This window comes from Streptomyces sp. NPDC048419, from assembly GCF_043200415.1.
In the GTDB taxonomy this organism is placed as follows: domain Bacteria; phylum Actinomycetota; class Actinomycetes; order Streptomycetales; family Streptomycetaceae; genus Streptomyces.
On sequence record NZ_JBICXT010000001.1, the window covers coordinates 624,553 to 640,859 of the forward strand.

At 72.5% G+C, this 16,307-nt stretch carries 17 protein-coding genes and 1 pseudogene; 11 read left to right on the forward strand and 7 right to left on the reverse strand.

All coding sequences use genetic code 11. The features are described from left to right. Positions 1-80 precede the first annotated feature (80 nt). Complete coding sequence (locus ACGFYN_RS02715) at positions 81-845, reverse strand: sugar isomerase domain-containing protein (RefSeq protein WP_393863900.1); 765 nt, start codon at positions 843-845, stop codon at positions 81-83. Positions 846-1,053: 208 nt separating this feature from the next. Between ACGFYN_RS02715 and ACGFYN_RS02720 the strand changes: the two genes are divergently transcribed. Then, positions 1,054-1,938 carry a MurR/RpiR family transcriptional regulator gene (locus tag ACGFYN_RS02720; RefSeq protein WP_393863901.1) on the forward strand — a complete coding sequence of 295 codons (885 nt, stop codon included), beginning with the start codon at positions 1,054-1,056 and terminating at the stop codon, positions 1,936-1,938. A gap of 15 nt (positions 1,939-1,953) precedes the next feature. Here ACGFYN_RS02720 and ACGFYN_RS02725 read toward each other — a convergent pair whose 3' ends face one another. Both ACGFYN_RS02725 and ACGFYN_RS02730 read right to left on the reverse strand, forming a co-directional pair. Next, on the reverse strand, positions 1,954-2,982 hold the full coding sequence (locus ACGFYN_RS02725; protein ID WP_393864146.1) for an N-acetylglucosamine kinase: 1,029 nt from the start codon (positions 2,980-2,982) through the stop codon (positions 1,954-1,956). Positions 2,983-3,025: 43 nt separating this feature from the next. Continuing rightward, on the reverse strand, positions 3,026-4,516 hold the full coding sequence (locus ACGFYN_RS02730) for a glycoside hydrolase family 3 N-terminal domain-containing protein (protein WP_393863902.1): 1,491 nt from the start codon (positions 4,514-4,516) through the stop codon (positions 3,026-3,028). 230 nt (positions 4,517-4,746) lie between these two features. Between ACGFYN_RS02730 and ACGFYN_RS02735 the strand changes: the two genes are divergently transcribed. After that, positions 4,747-5,763 (forward strand): YbhN family protein, encoded by a 1,017-nt coding sequence (locus ACGFYN_RS02735; protein ID WP_393863903.1) that lies wholly within the window; start codon positions 4,747-4,749, stop codon positions 5,761-5,763. Between the two features lie 28 nt (positions 5,764-5,791). On the opposite strand, the gene msrB is transcribed toward ACGFYN_RS02735, so the two are convergent. From msrB to ACGFYN_RS02755, 4 genes are all read right to left on the reverse strand, one after another. After that, positions 5,792-6,199, reverse strand: coding sequence for a peptide-methionine (R)-S-oxide reductase MsrB (msrB, locus tag ACGFYN_RS02740; protein WP_393863904.1), 408 nt, complete (start codon positions 6,197-6,199; stop codon positions 5,792-5,794). A 13-nt stretch (positions 6,200-6,212) separates the two neighbouring features. After that, entirely contained in the window at positions 6,213-7,601 is a 1,389-nt protein-coding gene (gene murC, locus ACGFYN_RS02745) for a UDP-N-acetylmuramate--L-alanine ligase (RefSeq protein WP_393863905.1), read from the reverse strand. A gap of 119 nt (positions 7,602-7,720) precedes the next feature. Further along, complete coding sequence (locus ACGFYN_RS02750) at positions 7,721-8,194, reverse strand: indole-3-glycerol phosphate synthase (RefSeq protein WP_393863906.1); 474 nt, start codon at positions 8,192-8,194, stop codon at positions 7,721-7,723. Positions 8,195-8,327: 133 nt separating this feature from the next. Continuing rightward, entirely contained in the window at positions 8,328-9,113 is a 786-nt protein-coding gene (locus ACGFYN_RS02755; protein WP_393863907.1) for a pyrimidine reductase family protein, read from the reverse strand. Between the two features lie 37 nt (positions 9,114-9,150). On the opposite strand from ACGFYN_RS02755, the gene zapE reads away from it, so the two are divergent. The 9 genes and pseudogenes from zapE (at position 9,151) to ACGFYN_RS02800 (ending at position 16,304) form a co-directional block, all read left to right on the forward strand. After that, a complete protein-coding gene (gene zapE / locus ACGFYN_RS02760) occupies positions 9,151-10,257 on the forward strand; it encodes a cell division protein ZapE (protein WP_393863908.1) in 1,107 nt (368 codons plus the stop codon). Positions 10,258-10,442: 185 nt separating this feature from the next. After that, the gene (locus tag ACGFYN_RS02765; protein ID WP_393863909.1) at positions 10,443-10,835 is read left to right on the forward strand and encodes a hypothetical protein; all 393 of its coding nucleotides are present in this window, start codon (positions 10,443-10,445) and stop codon (positions 10,833-10,835) included. A gap of 77 nt (positions 10,836-10,912) precedes the next feature. Then, entirely contained in the window at positions 10,913-11,491 is a 579-nt protein-coding gene (locus tag ACGFYN_RS02770) for a carbonic anhydrase (protein ID WP_393863910.1), read from the forward strand. Between the two features lie 8 nt (positions 11,492-11,499). Beyond that, positions 11,500-12,984: a SulP family inorganic anion transporter gene (locus ACGFYN_RS02775; RefSeq protein WP_393863911.1), complete on the forward strand. Its 1,485-nt coding sequence runs from the start codon at positions 11,500-11,502 to the stop codon at positions 12,982-12,984. 103 nt (positions 12,985-13,087) lie between these two features. Further along, positions 13,088-13,888, forward strand: coding sequence for a slipin family protein (locus ACGFYN_RS02780; protein WP_393863912.1), 801 nt, complete (start codon positions 13,088-13,090; stop codon positions 13,886-13,888). Positions 13,889-13,891: 3 nt separating this feature from the next. Continuing rightward, positions 13,892-14,459: pseudogene (locus tag ACGFYN_RS02785) on the forward strand (alkaline phosphatase PhoX); the annotation flags it as partial. A gap of 175 nt (positions 14,460-14,634) precedes the next feature. Further along, positions 14,635-15,186 carry a YbhB/YbcL family Raf kinase inhibitor-like protein gene (locus tag ACGFYN_RS02790; protein WP_393863913.1) on the forward strand — a complete coding sequence of 184 codons (552 nt, stop codon included), beginning with the start codon at positions 14,635-14,637 and terminating at the stop codon, positions 15,184-15,186. 47 nt (positions 15,187-15,233) lie between these two features. Continuing rightward, complete coding sequence (locus tag ACGFYN_RS02795; RefSeq protein ID WP_393863914.1) at positions 15,234-16,088, forward strand: polysaccharide deacetylase family protein; 855 nt, start codon at positions 15,234-15,236, stop codon at positions 16,086-16,088. An 18-nt stretch (positions 16,089-16,106) separates the two neighbouring features. Continuing rightward, on the forward strand, positions 16,107-16,304 hold the full coding sequence (locus ACGFYN_RS02800; RefSeq protein ID WP_393863915.1) for a hypothetical protein: 198 nt from the start codon (positions 16,107-16,109) through the stop codon (positions 16,302-16,304). Positions 16,305-16,307 lie beyond the last annotated feature (3 nt).

Consider the following 16,307-nt stretch of genomic DNA (forward strand, 5'->3'; position numbering starts at 1 on the left):
CACACTAGACCCGCTGTGACCCACACCACAATGTTCGTCCGGCGGCTCGGCAGCCACGCATTGTCCGGGCGGGAGCGCCCTCAGCTCGCCGTGCGCCGGATGCGGCCCGCGTAGCGCTGCTCCAGTTCGAGGTTGCCCTCGAAGCCGCCGGGGACGTTGGCGGAGACGTAGACGGGCGGGCGTTCGCCGGAGTCGAGGAGGAGGCGGGCGGCCTCGGCGACGGTCATCTGGACCAGCATCACGCCGGTGAGGGTGGACAGGGCGCAGACGGAACCGCCGCCGGGAAGGTCGAGGAGGGCGTCGCCGCGCGGTGCCCGGTTGTCGAGGACGACGTCGGCGATGTCGGCGAGCTTCCTGCCGCTGGGGTGGCCTGCCGGGACGGCGCGGGTGTGGGCGAGGGAGGTGATGGCGAGGAGGCGGTGGCCCTGCTCCTTGGCGTGCAGTGCCATCTCCACGACGACGTTGTTGACGCCGGAGTTGGAGATGATCACGAAGAGGTCCTGCGGATTCGGTGCCGCGAGGCCGTACAGCCGCTCGGCCACGCCTTCGCTGCGCTCCAGGAGCGGATCGGCGAGGGCGCCCGGATCGTCGCCGCCGTAGAGGACGAGGTCGGCCATGCTGAGGCGGTTGGTGGGGACCAGACCGCCCGCGCGGCCCGCGAGTTCGAGGACGAGGGCCTGCGAGTGGCCGGTGCCGAAGGCCTGGATCACGCCGTCCGCGCGGATGCAGTCGGCGACGAGTCCGGCCGCGGCCGCCACCTCCTCGCGTGCCGACCCGGTGATGTCCCGCAGGACGGCCAGGCCCTGCCGTGCGAAGCCCTCGGCGCTCACAGACTCGGCGCTCACGCGACACTCCCCACTGGTGGATGCGACCGGGGTGGATTGAACCACCCCGAACAAGTCTCAACAGCTGAATCAATAAACCACACCGCCCGGACGGCGAGCAATGCGTGCGGAATGCACGTGTGGTGCATGTGTGATGTGCGGAGACTGCCCGCCGAACCGGTCCTGGTATTCAATCCTTGCCCCGAACGGTGGCTGATACCTTCTCCACATGCCCTCGACGGACGTCACCGCACTGATCCGCACCGAGCTCCCCCGGCTGGCCGGGTCCCTGCGGAAGGTCGGTGAGCTGATCCTTGACGATCCCGCCGCCGTCACCCACTGCTCGGCCGCCGAACTGGGCCGGCGCACGGGCACCTCGCAGGCGACGGTGACCCGTTTCTGCCGCGCCATCGGCCTCGACTCCTACCAGCACCTGCTGATCGAACTGGCCCAGGAGCGCGGCCGCGGCGAGGTCTCCGACTGGGGCACCACCGAGATCGACACCGACATCTCCCCCGACGACAGCCTGGAGCGAGTGGTCCAGGTCATCGGCGTCGCGGACCTGCGCGCGATCCAGCAGACCATCGACCGCATCGACCTCGACGCGCTCGAACGCGCCTCCCAGGCCCTCGCCAAGGCCCGCCGCATCGACGTCTACGGCGTCGGCGGAAGCGGCGCCGTCGCCCAGGAGACCGAGACGCGGCTGTTCCGCATCGGCTGCCAGGTGCGCGGCTGGACCGAGGTGCACGGGGCGGCCACCTCCGCGGCCCTGCTCACCCCGGCCGACGTGGCCATCGGCATCTCGCACTCCGGCGCGACCCGCGAGACCCTGGAACCGCTCGAGACGGCCGGGGAGCGGGGCGCCACCACGATCGCCCTCACCACGGACCCGCGCTCGCCTCTCGCCAGGGCTGCCGACATCCGCCTCGTCTCGGCCGCCTCGGAGACCAGCTTCCGCACGGGCAGCATCGGCGGCCGCCACTCGGTCCTGATGCTCGTCGACTGCCTCTACGTCCGCGTCGCCCAGCTCTCCTACCAGCGCGCGAGCGCCTCACTGGCGCTGACCGACCACATCACGCCGCGGCATGCGGTCAGGTCGCGCCGCAAGAGGTGACCTGACGGGATCCGGTCACCCGCGGCGTTCGTACTCGATCCGCGCCAGGGCCACGGCCCCGCGGCAGCCGTCCGCCACCCCGTCCAGCGTCAGGCCGAGCGACCGCAGGCGGGCCGTCAGGGCAGCGGTCAGGGGACCCTCGGGGCCGAGCAGGCCGCCGGTGGCGACCACGCGCTCGCCCGCTCGCGGCCCCAATGCCCTTACCGTGTCGGTCAGTTGGTCGGCGGCTTCGTCGAGGATCGCCTGCGCCACGGGATCCTTCTCCCGGGCCGCCCCGGCCACCAGCGGGGCCAGCCGGGCCAGCCGGGTCGGGGGCTCGGCCATGACGACGGGGAGCAGGTGCATGCGGTAGCCCTCGCGGCCGTCGCGGGACCAGCCGAGGGCCCCGCCCGGCAGGACCTCCGCGGGCAGGCCAAGGGCTTGCCCGACCGCTTGGGCCAGCACGGTCGCCCCACCCCTGCCGTCGGCCATCCGCAGCGCGGCCCGCACCGCCTGCCGGCCGATCCAGAAGCCGCTGCCGTCGTCGCCGAGGAGCCAGCCGTCGCCGTCGACCGTGGCCGTGCGGCGGCGGCCGGCGATGCGCATCGCGACGGCGCCCGTGCCGGCGACGAGGGCGAGGCCGTCGGCCGGGGTGCCGGGGGCGGAGGCGAAGGCCGCCTCGATGTCGCTGCCGACGACGATCGGACCGGCGGGGACGCCGATCCGCCGCAGCGCGTCCTTCAGCGCGGTCCGGGCGTTCACGTGTCCGGGCTCGTCCTCCGCGGTACCCGTGGCGCCGGCGAAACCGCCCGCCACGGCGACGACCCGGCCCCGCGCGGCCTCGGGCACCGCCCGGGCGACGGCCTCGGCGAGGTGCGCGGTGAGCAGCGGCAGCGGGACGGTGAGGGCGTTGCCCGGCCCGGCGGCGCCCTCACCGAGGACGCGGCCGTCCGCCGCGGCGGCCAGGACCGCGCGGGTACGGGTGCCGCCGGCGTCGACGCCGACCACCAGGGGCGGCGCGGGTTCGGCGGGGGACTGCTGCGGACGGGCCGGATCGCCGGCCATCTCTGTTCGGTGTTCCACTCCTGGATTCCACTCCTGGGACGGCTCAGGCGCCGGTCAGCACCTCGGCCAGGGCCCGCAGATTGACCCGTCCGCGGCCGTACGAGCACAGGTCCCCGCCTTCCGGCAGCCCGGTGTCCACCCGCACCGCCTCCGGCCGCCGGGCCAGCAGCGCGTCCCGGAAGCGGGCCTGCCAGGGGTGCAGCCCGGCGTCGCAGGTGGCCACGACCAGAGGTGCGTCGGCGGACATCTGCAGGATGCCGTCTACCAGGGCGCCGGGGTCGGCCGGCTCCCCGCCGACCGCCGTGCCGCACGCGGTGGGGTCGAGCGCGCGCAGCTCGGTGAGCAGGTCCTCGCCGCCCCAGTTGAGGGCCGGGTGGGGCGGCGGGAAGAGGTCGACGATGTGGATGCCGCGGGCCGCGGGCGGCACGGGACGGCTGCGCACGGCGCGCCGGGCGGCCTCCGGTCCGGCCCCGGTGTCCCAGCCCGGCACCGGCCCGGCGGCGGGGGTCGCGTACCGCTCGGCGAGCCGCCGCACCCGCTCCGCCGCCTCCCGCACCCGCTCCGCGGCCAGCCGGCCGGAGTCCACGGCGTCGAGCACCGCGTCGCGGCAGGCCAGCGTCACCTCCAGGTCCGGTACGGAGACGACGACTTGGTCCGCGCCCGCGGCGAGCGCGATCCGGGCTCCGGCCGCCTCGCCGTAGTGGTCGGCTATCGCCTTCATCTCCAGGGCGTCGCCGACCAGCACGCCGTCGAAGCCGAGATCATGGCGGAGCAGGTCGCCCAGGATGCGGCGGCTGAGGGTGGCCGGGCGGTTGGCGTCCAGCGCCGGGAAGACGACGTGCGCGCTCATCAGCATCGGCACGCCCGAAGCGACGGCCGCGCGGAAGGGTTCGAGGTCGACGCGCAGTTCGTCGTACGGCCGCGGGTCGACCGGCAGCTCGTAGTGGCTGTCGGCCGTGGTACCGCCGTGGCCGGGGAAGTGCTTGGCGCAGGAGGCGATGCCGCGCGCCTCGGTGGCGGCGATCCAGGCGCGCAGGTGGCGGGCGGCCAGGTCGGGTCGGGCGCCGAAGGAACGGGTGCGCACGATCGGGTTGTCCGCGCGCTGCTGGAGGTCGGCGACGGGGGCGTACGTGGCGGTGATGCCGAGCGTGGCGAGATGACCGGCGAGCGCGTCGGCGCAGCGGGCGGTCAGCTCCGGGTCGTCGGCGACGCCGAGGGCGTAGGAGCCGGGGACCTCGGGGGCGCCCGCACCGACGAGGTGGCCGATGCCGCCGCCCTCGTTGTCGATGGCCACCAGCAGATCGGGGCGGATCGCCCGCAGGGCGTCGGTGAGCTCACGGACCTGCTCGGCGTCCCGGACGTTGCGGGTGAACAGGATGACGCCGCCCAGACCGCGGTCGACGAGCCGCTTGAGCGTGTCGGGGAACGTCGTGGTGCCCTCGAAGCCGGCGACGAGGCAACGGTGGACCGCCTCGTCCAGCTCGGAGGAGACGGAGGACAGGGCCGTGCCCGCATACACGTGCTCGGAGGTCACCCAAGGATGGAGCTGGTTTGTTCATCCGGAAGTCAACACTTCGCTGGATGAATGATTCACCGGCCGCCGCGCGGGGCAAAAATGGGGAGGCTGCCACGTCGTCCGCCCGCCCGCGCCCCTTCGGCTCCCGGACACCAGGCCGTCACGCCGGGCGGGAACGGTTCCGCCGTCCCCTGCTGCCATGCGCCGCACCCCGTCGCCCGGGCCGACGTGAAAGGACGACGTGCGCCGTGTCTCTGCTCCCGCTCGAAGAAGTCCGCGGACCCCTCCCCGCCGCGGGCCCCTCCGCCGCCCCTTCCCCGCGGTTCGCCTCCGCCGCCCGCCTGCTGCGCCGGACGCTGGTGCTGCTGCCCCTGCTGCTGATCGGCCTCTGGGTCGCGATCGACTGGCGCACCCTCTACGACGGCTCCGCCCGCCTCGCCTCCGCCGACCCCTGGTGGCTGCTGCTCGCGCTGCTCTTCACCTGCCTGGGCTGGCTGACGGCGGCCTGCGTCCGGCAGGGCGCCCTGCCGGAGAAGCTCCCCACGGGCCTGCTGATCGCGTCGCAGTTCGCCGCCGGCGCCGCCAACCACGCGCTGCCGGCCAGCCTCGGCGCACACGCCGTCACCCTGCGCTTCCTGCAGAACCGCGACATCCCCCTGCCCCGCGCCACCGCCTCGCTCGCCCTGTACTCGGTGGTCAGGCCGATCGCGAAGACGCTCGTCCTGCTCGTCTTCCTGGTGGCGTTCCCCGACGTACTGCTGACGGGCGCCCTGGTGCCGGAAGGCTGGACGCTGCTCCTGATCGCCGGAGGAGCGACGCTCGGCCTGGGCCTGGCGGCCCTCCTGGTGGCGACCGTACGCCCGCTGCGCCGCCCTCTTCTCGACGCCCTGCGCTGCGCCCTCACCGACGTACGCCTGCTGCACACCCGCCCCGCCCGGGTCCTGGCCCTCTGGGGCGGAGCGGCCGCGGCCCCGGTCCTTCAGGCGAGCGTGATCTTCGCGGTCGGGGCGGCACTCGGCTCGCCCCTGACCTGGGTGCAGGTCACGTTCGCGTTCCTGGCCGCGAGCACAGCCGTCGGGGCCGTGCCCGCACCGGGCGGGATCGGCCCCGTGGACGCGGCCGTCGTCCTCACCATGAACGCCCTCGGCGCACCCATGGACATCGCGACGACGGCCGTCATCGGCTACCGCGTACTGACGGTCTGGCTACCGCTCCTGCCGGGCGCACTGGTCCTGTCGGCACTGGTGCAGCGGAAGGTGCTGTGAAGCCCGCGCCGGCCCCTCGCAGCCCGCGTCAGCCCTCGTTCTCGGTCAGCCGCAGCGAGATGCTGTTGATGCAGTACCGCTGGTCGGTGGGCGTCCCGTACCCCTCGCCCTCGAAGACGTGCCCGAGATGCGACCCGCAGCGGGCGCACCGCACCTCCGTGCGCACCATCCCGTGCGAGCGGTCCTCGATGACTTCCACCGCGTCGGTGTCCTTCGGGTCGAAGAAGGACGGCCAGCCGCAGTGGGAGTCGAACTTCGTCTCCGAGGTGAACAGTTCGGCGCCGCAGGCACGGCAGGAGTAGACGCCCTCCGTCTTGGTGTTGGTGTACTCACCGGTGAACGCGGGCTCCGTGGCGGCCTGGCGCAGCACCGCGTACTCGGAGGGGGTCAGCTCCGCCCGCCACTGCTCGTCCGGCTTTTCGACGTCGTACGACATGAGCCTCAGCCCCTCACTGCGAAAGACGGTCCAGGATGCGCGGTCCGAGGTCGGTGACGTCGCCCGCGCCCATGGTGAGAACGAGATCACGGGGCTTGGCCATTCCCGCGACCACGGACGGCACGTCCGCCTTGTCGTGGACCGCCGTCACGTCCGCGCCCGCGGCCTGCGCCGCCTCGATGATCAGCTCGCTCGTGACGCCGGGAATCGGGTCCTCGCGGGCCGGGTAGATGTCGAGGACGACCGAGGCGTCCGCGAGGGCGAGCGCCTGGCCCATCTCCTTGCCGAGCTCCTGCGTACGGGAGAACAGGTGCGGCTGGAAGACGACCAGGATCCGGGACTCGCCCGCGGCGGCGCGCATCGCCTCCAGGTCGGCCGTCATCTCGGTGGGGTGGTGGGCGTAGGAGTCGATCACCTGGACTCCGGCGGCCTCGCCCTTCAGCTGCAGGCGGCGCTTGACGCCCGTGTACGCGGCCAGGGCGGACGCCAGCTCCGCCGCCGGGACGCCCAGCGCGACGCCCGCGGCCAGCGCGGCCACCGCGTTGTGCGCGTAGTGGCGGCCGGGGACCGACACCGTGAAGGTGAGTTGCCGCCCCTCCAGAAGAACCGTCACCTCGCTCTTCAGGCCCTGGGGCACGACGGACAGCACCCGTACGTCGGCGTCCTCCGCGTCGCCGTACGTCACCGTCCTGACGGCACCGGCCAGTCGCCGGGTCAGCTCGCGCGCGCCCCCGTGGTCCGCGTTGATCACCAGCGTGCCGCCGGGGACGATCCGGCCCGCGAAGGTCTCGAAGGACTCGTAGATCTCGTCCATCGAGGCGTAGTTGGCGTGGTGGTCGAGCTCGACGTTGAGGACGATCGCGACCTCGGGCGCGTACTTGTGGAAGCTGCGGTCCGACTCGTCCGCCTCGGCGACGAAGATCTCGCCCTCGCCGTGCAGGGCGTTGGAGCCGGGCGCGTCCAGGTCGCCGCCGATCGCGTACGACGGGTTCAGGCCGAGCGCGCTCAGCGACACCGCCAGCATCGACGTCGTCGTGGTCTTGCCGTGGGTGCCGGCGACCGCGATCGGGCGCAGGCCGTCCATCAGCGCGGCGAGGGCGTCGGAGCGGTGGACCACCGGGATGCCCAGCTCGGCCGCGCGGGCCAGCTCGGGGTTGTCCTTGCGGATCGCCGACGACACGACCACGCAGCTCGCGTCGTCGGCGAGGTGCTCCGCGGCGTGCCCGATGTGCACCGTCGCGCCCAGGGCCCGCAGCGCCTCGGCGGTCGCGGACTCCTTCGCGTCGCTCCCCGCCACCTTGGCCCCGCGCTGCGCGAGGATCTTCGCGATGCCCGACATCCCGGCGCCGCCGATGCCGATGAAGTGCGGTCGGTCCATGGCGGGGGGAAGGCCGGGTGCCATGCGTTTCTCCTGTGCGTGGTGCGTACGGCGGAACGTTCGGCCGCCCAGCCTATGCGGTCCGGGAGCCTGCAAGGCCCTGGGGGCGCGGGGCCGGATCGACCGGCGCCCCACCCGCGGAACTACACCTTGCTGTGCGAGAACAGCTTCAGCACAGGGACCCCCACCTTGTGCCGGGCACGCGACGCCCAGTCCCGGTGGAAGAACTCCTCCACGTAGTGGGGATCGGTCAGCACGATGACCTCGTCCGCGTCGATCTCGGCGACCAGCGCCTTGAGGGCGTCCAGCGGATGGTCCTCGATCAGCCTGCCCTCGGCCTCGCTCCCGGCGCCCCGCAGCGCCTGCAGGGACACCTCCAGGGCCCGCGTCCCGAAGTCCTTCGCGGCGTCCCCCTCGGGCACCTCGCGCTCCTTCGCCACCTCGTCCAGCTCACCGAGCGCCACGTCGTCGATGGCCCGCAGCAGGCGGTCCGCCTGGTCGCCGCGGGGCTGGAGCAGCACGTGGAAGAAGACGCTCTCATCACCGTGCAGACCGGTGACGAACTCCACGTCTGCGGACGTCAGTGCCTTCTCGATCATCAATACGCTTGTGAACACCGGGCGCCCCTTCTGCGGAAACCATCCTGCCCCGTGGCGTCACGGGGACTGCGAAATTCAGTGTGCCCGCCCGACACCAAGCGGAACGGCTGATTCCGCCGTTTTCGGGACCGGGGGCACCGCTGATCGAATATCAGGCCCGCCGGTAGCGGGTGAAGAGAAACCCCTCCTCCTCGAGAACCGACGAGAGTACGAAGCGTTGCGGAACCGCGACCGAGGGCCCGCCCGCGATGCGCTGCGCGTCACCGGCGGTGAGCGTCGGGGACACGGCGAGACACAGCTCGTCCAGCACCCCGGCGGCCACCAGCTGGCCGAGCAGCCGCGGCCCGCCCTCGGTCAGCAGCCGGATGTGCCCCAGCTCACCCAGAGCCCGTACGAGACGGTCGGGCTGCACGCCCACGCCGTCCCCGGCGACCACCACCTCGGCACCCGCCTTCTCGGCGGCGGCGACGCGGTCGGGGGGCGCCGCGGCGCCGGTGAGCACCAGCGTGGGCACCAGCGGCGAGGCGAACAGGGGGAGGGTGAAGTCCAGGTCGAGGCTCGCGCTGACCACCGCGATCGCCGGTGCCGGCCCCTGCCCGGCGGCGCGGCGTGCCTCCGCGAACTCCGCACGCGCGCGTGCGGGCCGGTACCCCTCCTGGCGTACCGTTTCGGCACCGACGATCACGACGTCCGCGAGCTGCCGCAGGGTGCCGAAGATCCGCATGTCGGTCGCGCTGGAGATCGGCTGCGAGCGCCCGTCGTGCTGAGCGGCGCCGTCGAGCGTGGACACCATGTTGGCCCGCAGCCAGGGCACGGGCAGGCCGCCCGCGGTCGGCTCGGGATAGGCGTAGGCGGCGGCGAGCTCGGCGAGGCTCCACTCGCCCACGTCCGGCGGGTTCGGCGCTGTCTCGTCGGTCACAGGGAACAGGCGTCGCATGTCGTGCAGTGTGGCACGACGCTTAGCATGGTGAACCGTGTCGTCCTCCCCTTCCGCCACCGACAGCAGCCCGATAGCAGACCCGGCGCCGCTGTCCCTGTGCGCCCGTATGCCGCATGTCCCCGCCGACCGGCTGGTCGCCGAGATGGTGCCGCCGCCGCGCTTCGACTCGGTGCGCTTCAGCACCTACATACCTGACCCGAACCAGCCCAGCCAGACCGAGGCCGTCCAGATCCTCGAGAGCTTCGCGGCCGGGCTCGGCGGGGCGCACGCCGTCGGCGGCGGCAGGCGCGGCTTCCTCGGGTTCGGCAAGGCGAAGGCGGCCAGGACCCCGGCCGGCCCCCGCGGCGTCTACCTCGACGGCGGCTACGGCGTCGGAAAGACCCACCTGCTCGCCTCCCTCTGGCACGCCACCCCGGCCGAGCCCGCGCTGAAGGCGTTCGGCACGTTCGTCGAGCTCACCAACCTGGTCGGCGCCCTGGGCTTCCAGCAGACCGTCCAGACCCTCTCCGGCCACCGGCTGCTGTGCATCGACGAGTTCGAGCTCGACGACCCCGGCGACACGGTCCTGGTGTCGACCCTGCTCGGCAAGCTCGTCGACGCCGGCGTGGCACTGGCCGCCACCTCCAACACCCTCCCGGGCAAGCTCGGCGAGGGCCGTTTCGCGGCGGCCGACTTCCTGCGCGAGATCCAGGGCCTGTCCGCCCGCTTCCGCCCCCTGCGCATCGACGGCGAGGACTACCGTCACCGCGGTCTGCCCGAGGCACCGGCGCCCTTCCCGAAGGAGCAGGTGACGAGGACCGCCCACGCCACCCCCGGCGCCTCGCTCGACGGCTTCCCGGAGCTGCTCGACCACCTCGCCAAGGTCCACCCCAGCCGCTACGGCGCCCTGACCGACGGCGTACGGGCGGTCTGCCTCACCGATGTGCAGCCCGTCCCCGACCAGTCGACGGCCCTCAGGCTCGTCGTGCTCGCCGACCGGCTCTACGACCGTGAAGTGCCGGTCCTGGCCTCCGGGTTGCCCTTCGACCGGCTGTTCAGCGAGGAGATGCTGAACGGCGGCTACCGCAAGAAGTACTTCCGGGCGATCTCCCGGCTCACCGCGCTGGCACGCGACGCCAAGGGGCTCACCGAGAGCGACTAGTTCCCGCCACCCCAGAGAGCATTTCAGGCTCTCTTCAGTTGGAAACGTAAAGTTAACCCTGCAAACAACGTTGCAGGGTTAACCTGTTTCTTGACCTGCCGTTGACCCGTTGCAGACCTTCCGTTGATCAATGGTTGAGCCGTGATTGGCACGCACGACGGCGCGAACCACCTGGAGGGGGGCGCATGTTCCGCATCACCGCGGGCCGGAGCGCGCTGGCGCTCCTCGTCGCCTTTCTGGTCGCGCTCCCGTTCTTCGCTCCCGCCGCTTCCTTCGCACCCGCGCATACGGCCAGTCATGCAGAGGCCAAAGCCCAGACCGGAATCACCCTGCCCGGCACGGCCCAGCGCAGCGAGACGGTCACGCACCGCCACTGCGACCCTTCAGGGGGCCCGACCGTCCCCCTGCGCACCCGCGACCGGACCCGCGCCGCCGACTTCGCACCCGAGGGCCCCGAGCGCGGACATACGGCCCAGGGCCCGGCGGCCGCTCACCAACCGGCCGTGATCCGGGCACCCGGCACGTCGAGATCCTCGACAGCCCACACTCCGGCAGCACTTCAGGTCTTCCGCTGCTGACAGCGAAGCGGTTCCCCCCACCTCTGTCCTGCCCACACCGACGCGCCGTCGCGGCGCGCCAGGAGGAGTAATTCATCATGCAGCCCCTCATCGACAACGCCCGTCTGTTCGGACAGCGCCCTGAGGAGTTCGCCGGACTCGCCGAAGGCCAGTCCCCCCAGGTGCTGTTCATCACCTGCTCCGATTCCCGGGTCGTCCCGGCCCTGATCACCGGCGCCCGCCCGGGCGAGCTCTTCGAGCTGCGCACCGCGGGCAACATCGTCCCGCCGTACGCCTCCGAGCACCCCACCAGCGAGGCGTGCACCGTCGAGTACGCGGTGGAGGTGCTCGGCGTGCGCGACATCGTGGTCTGCGGGCACTCGCACTGCGGCGCCGTCGGCGCCCTGGTGCGCGGTGACGACCTGACCGCCGTTCCCGCCGTGCGCGACTGGCTGACGCACGCCACCCCGCGCCCGTCCGGCACGGTCGAGGACCCGACCGTCACCGAGGGCGTGCAGAGCCACGTCCTGACACAACTGCTGCGGCTGCGCTCGTACCCGTACATCGAGCGGCGGCTGGCGGACCGCCGGCTGTCCCTGCACGCCTGGTTCTACGAGGTCCACACCGGCGCCGTGCTGACACACGACCCGCAGACCGACACCTTCAAGGCCCTGTGAGCGCCGCGATGATGACCAAATACCCCCACCTGAGGCAGGACTTCGCCGCCTCGCTGGTCGTCTTCCTGGTCGCGCTCCCGTTGTGCGTGGGCGTCGCCGTCGCCTCCGGTGTCCCGGCCGAACTGGGCCTGGTCACCGGCATCGTGGGCGGCATCGTCACCGGCCTCATGCGCGGCAGCAGCCTGCAGGTGTCCGGACCCGCGGCGGGCCTGACCGTGCTGGTCTTCGAGGCCGTGCGGGAGTTCGGCCTGGCGGCCCTCGGCGTGATCGTGCTCGCCACCGGTGTGCTCCAGATCCTCATGGGCGTCCTGAAGCTGGGGCGCTGGTTCCGGGCCATCTCGGTCTCGGTCGTCGAGGGCATGCTCGCCGGCATCGGGCTCGTACTGATCGCCGGACAGCTCTACTCGATGGCGGACGCCAAGGCGCCCGTCTCCGGCCTGGAGAAGATAGCCCGGCTCCCGGGGGCGCTCGTCGACACCCTCGGGAACACCCAGGCGCTCGCCTCGCTCCTCGTGGGCGCCGGCACCATCGCCGTCCTGGTGCTGTGGAAGCGGATGCCGAAGCGGCTGCGCGCGATCCCCGGGCCGCTCGCCGCGGTCGGCCTCGCGACCGTCGTCGCGACGGTGCTGCCGCTGCGAATCGCGACGGTCGAGGTGAAGGGCCTGCTGGGCTCGATCCAGCCGCCGCCGAGTTCCTTCGGTGAACTCGCCGGCGTCGGACTGCTCGGCACGATCGTGGCGTTCACGCTGATCGCCTCCGCCGAGTCGCTGTTCAGCGCGGCCGCGGTGGACCGGCTGCACGACGGTCCGCGCACCCGGTACAACAAGGAACTGGTCGCGCAGGGCGCGGGCAACGCGCTCTGCGGTGTCCTCGGTGCGCTGCCGATGACCGCCGTGATCGTGCGCAGCGCGGCGAACGTCCAGGCGGGCGCCCGCACCAAGGCGTCCCGTGTGCTGCACGGTGTGTGGCTGCTGCTGTTCGCGGCCCTGCTGCCGGGCGTCCTCGCCTACATCCCGATCCCCGCGCTCGCGGGCGTCCTCGTCCACTCCGGCGCCAAGCTGATCCCCGTACGCGGGCTCGTGACGCTGTGGCGCGAGCACCGTGGCGAGGCGCTCATCCTCGTGGTGACGGCCGTGTCCATCGTCGCGGTCAGCATGTTCGAGGGCGTCCTGATCGGCCTGGCGCTGTCCGTCGTCAAAACGGCCTGGGAGGCCTCGCACCTCAAGCTGGAGATCGTCGACAAGGGCGCCGGTCCCGTGCAGGCGTACCTCTCGGGCAACGCGACCTTCCTCCGGCTGCCGAAGATCCTCGACAGCCTGGAGGCGCTGCCCCAGGACCGCCCGGTGGAGCTGGACCTGTCCGGCCTGCACCACCTGGACCACGCCTGCCGTACGGCGCTGGAGAACTGGGCCGAGCGGCACAGCGCGGCCGGCACCGAGCCGGTGCGGGTGACGGCCAGGGCCGCCGAGCCGGCGCGGGTGACAGCGCCGTAGGGATCCCGATCGCCGGTCCCGGAGCCAGTCGTGGCCCGGGACCGGTAACCGGGCATATCGTTACAGGAGCAGACGTACGAGACCTCTGACAGAGGGGGTCGGCATGGGCCCTGAGGTGGTGACGGCGATCGTGGCGGCCTGCTCCGCGGGGGTCGTCTACTTCGCGGCGGCGGCCAAGGTCGTCAAGCAGTACGAGCGCGGGGTGGTGTTCCGGCTCGGGCGGCTGGCCGGTGAGGTGCGGGCACCCGGCTTCACCATGATCGTCCCGTTCGCGGATCGCATGAGCAAGGTCAACATGCAGATCGTGACGATGCCGGTCCCGGCCCAGGAGGGCATCACCCGGGACAACGTGACCGTGCGCGTGGACGCCGTCGTCTACTTCAAGGTCGTCGACGCGTCGGCCGCACTGGTCAACGTCGAGGACTACAAGTTCGCGGTCTCCCAGATGGCACAGACGTCCCTGCGCTCGATCATCGGCAAGAGCGACCTCGACGACCTGCTCTCCAACCGCGAGAAACTCAACCAGGGCCTCGAGCTGATGATCGACAGCCCGGCGGTGGAATGGGGCGTCACCATCGACCGCGTCGAGATCAAGGACGTCTCCCTGCCCGAGGCCATGAAGCGCTCCATGGCACGGCAGGCCGAGGCCGACCGCGACCGCCGGGCCCGCATCATCAACGCGGACGCCGAACTGCAGGCCTCGAAGAAGCTGGCCGATGCCGCGAAGCAGATGGCGGACACCCCCGCCGCGCTGCAACTGCGGCTGCTCCAGACAGTGACGGCGGTCGCCGCCGAGAAGAACTCGACGCTGGTCCTGCCCTTCCCGGTGGAGCTGCTGCGCTTCCTGGAGAAGGCGCAGGAACATCCGCAGAACCATCAGCCGCCACGGGAGCTCGGCGAGTGACACGTGCCACGCGCGTGGTTACGGAGCCGCACACCGGGTGATAGACGCAGAGCGGGGTCACTGTTCGCCGGAACCGCGGCCGCGCACGGACTCGGCCACACCGGATACGGCCCCTGGGCCCCGATCCGGACGGCCTCCTCGACCTTCCGAAGGGCTTCCGCCACAAGGTCCTCTCCCGCGAGGGCGACCGGCTCCGCTCCGGCGAGGGCACCGTCCGCTCCAACCACGACGGCATGACCGCCCTGCCCGCCGGACACGGCCGTGTCCACCTGGTCCGCAATCATGAGAACGGCCCCACGGCGAAGTTCGCCGTCCCGACGGTCGAGGGCCTCACCTACGACCCCGCGGGCAAGGGCGGCTGTACGGCCCTGACGCTGGACCGGCACGACGACGTCCTGCCCGAGCGGGTCGCCATCGCCTGCACCGCCGTCAACTGCGCGAGCGGGCCCACCCCTTGGGCACCTGGCTCACCTGCGAGGAGACCGACGACAAGGCCGGCACCAGCGGCTGCACCAAGGACCACGGCTTCGTCCTCGAGGTCGACCCGGCCAGCTGTACGCGACGGCCCGCGGACGGCGGAACATCGGCACGCCCGACGCCCCCGAGTGGGGCGAGTTCGCCGGCGTCGCCTTCTCCCCGACGGCGGCACGATGTACGTCGACTGCTACACGCCCGGCACGACGTTCGCGGTCACCGGCCCGTGGCGCAGGTAGCGGCCGTGCAGGGGCGCGACTAGCGTTCCGTCCATGCGGCGCAGGCTCGTGATCGTCGCCGCCGCGGCGGCAGTGGGGCTGGTTTCGGGGTGCGGGGACGACGGCGGTGACTCATCCGCCCCCGCACCCAGCGCCGCGCAGCGGATCACCGTGTCCAGTACGGCGTTCACCGACGGCGGCACGATCCCGCGCCGCTACACCTGCGACGGCGAGAACGTCTCGCCCCCGCTGTCCTTCTCCGGGGTGCCGTCCGGCACGAAGGGGCTGGCCGTCCTGGTCGAGGACCCCGACGCCCCGCACGGCACCTTCACCCACTGGGTGGTGTGGAACGCGCCCCCGTCGCGGGTCAGTTGGGCGGCCGGGCAGGTCCCGCGGGGCGCGGCCCAGGGCCGCAACGGCTTCAAGAAGAACTTCTACGGAGGCCCCTGCCCGCCCACGGGCCAACGGCACCACTACGTCTTCTCCGCGTACGCCGCCGACCGCACCCTCGACCTGCCGTCCGGCGCCTCGGCCGACGCCGTGAAGCGCGCGCTGACCGGCCACGCCCTCGCCTCCGGACGCCTGACCGGACTCTACGGCCGCTGAGCGCGCCGATCCGCCGTTTGCCCGTTTTACGCCGTTATGTTCGTGCGGTGATCATTCAAGTACGACAAGTGGCCGCCACCTGTGCACTCGCCTGCGCAGCCGGCGCCGTACTCACCGCCTGCGGCGCCCCCGGGGCGCCCCGTGCCGCCCGCCCGGCACCCTCCGCCACCTCCGCCGCTCCGTCCCGGCCGCCGACGCTCGCGCCCGGTCCCGCCGGGCTCGCCCGCGTCTTCGAGAACGGCCCGCGCACGCAGGGCAAGACGGTCGCGCTCACCTTCGACGCCGACATGACCGCGGACGAGGGCCCGCGGGCCGCGGCCGGTGAGCGGTTCGACAATCCGCAGCTGATCGCGACACTGCGGGCGCTGAAGGTGCCGGCGACCCTGTTCATGACCGGACGGTGGGCCGACGAGTACCCGCAAGAGGCGCGCTCCATCGGCCGCGACCCGCTGTTCGAGGTGGCCAACCACTCCTACAGCCACTACGCCTTCACCGCGAACTGCTACGGCCTGCCGACCATGTCCCCGGACCGGATGCGGTCGGACGTGGAGCGGGCGTACGCGGCGTTCCGCAGGGCGGGGGTGCCGGACGCGATGCCGTACTTCCGCTTCCCGGGCGGGTGTTACGACCGGCGGACGCTGAAGGCGCTGGCCCCGACCGGCGTCACCCCGGTGCAGTGGGACGTGGTGAGCGGGGACGCGTTCGCGACGGACGCCGACGCGGTGGCGCGGCAGGTGCTGGACGGGGTGCGGCCGGGCTCGGTCGTCGTGATGCACTGCACGCGCAGCGCGGCCCCCGTCACCGAGCAGGCGGTCCGCACGGTCGTGCCCGAGCTGCGCAAGAAGGGCTTCCGGTTCGTGAAGGTGTCCCAGCTGATCGGGGCCACCAGCGGCCACGGGTGACCGGCTTACGCTGGAGGAATGAGCGACGACAGCGACGACAGCGACGACAGCTACTGCCTGGTCGACGCCGCCAGGCCGCCGAAGGCCGACGGGCCGCCGTACGCCGAGTGCGTGCAGTGCCGCGAGCCGACCGAGTATCCGGAGTCGTACAAGGGCATCACGCTCTGCCCGGTCTGCGAGTGGCAGGAGGCGCAGCGCACGGCCTGCTCGGGGTGATCG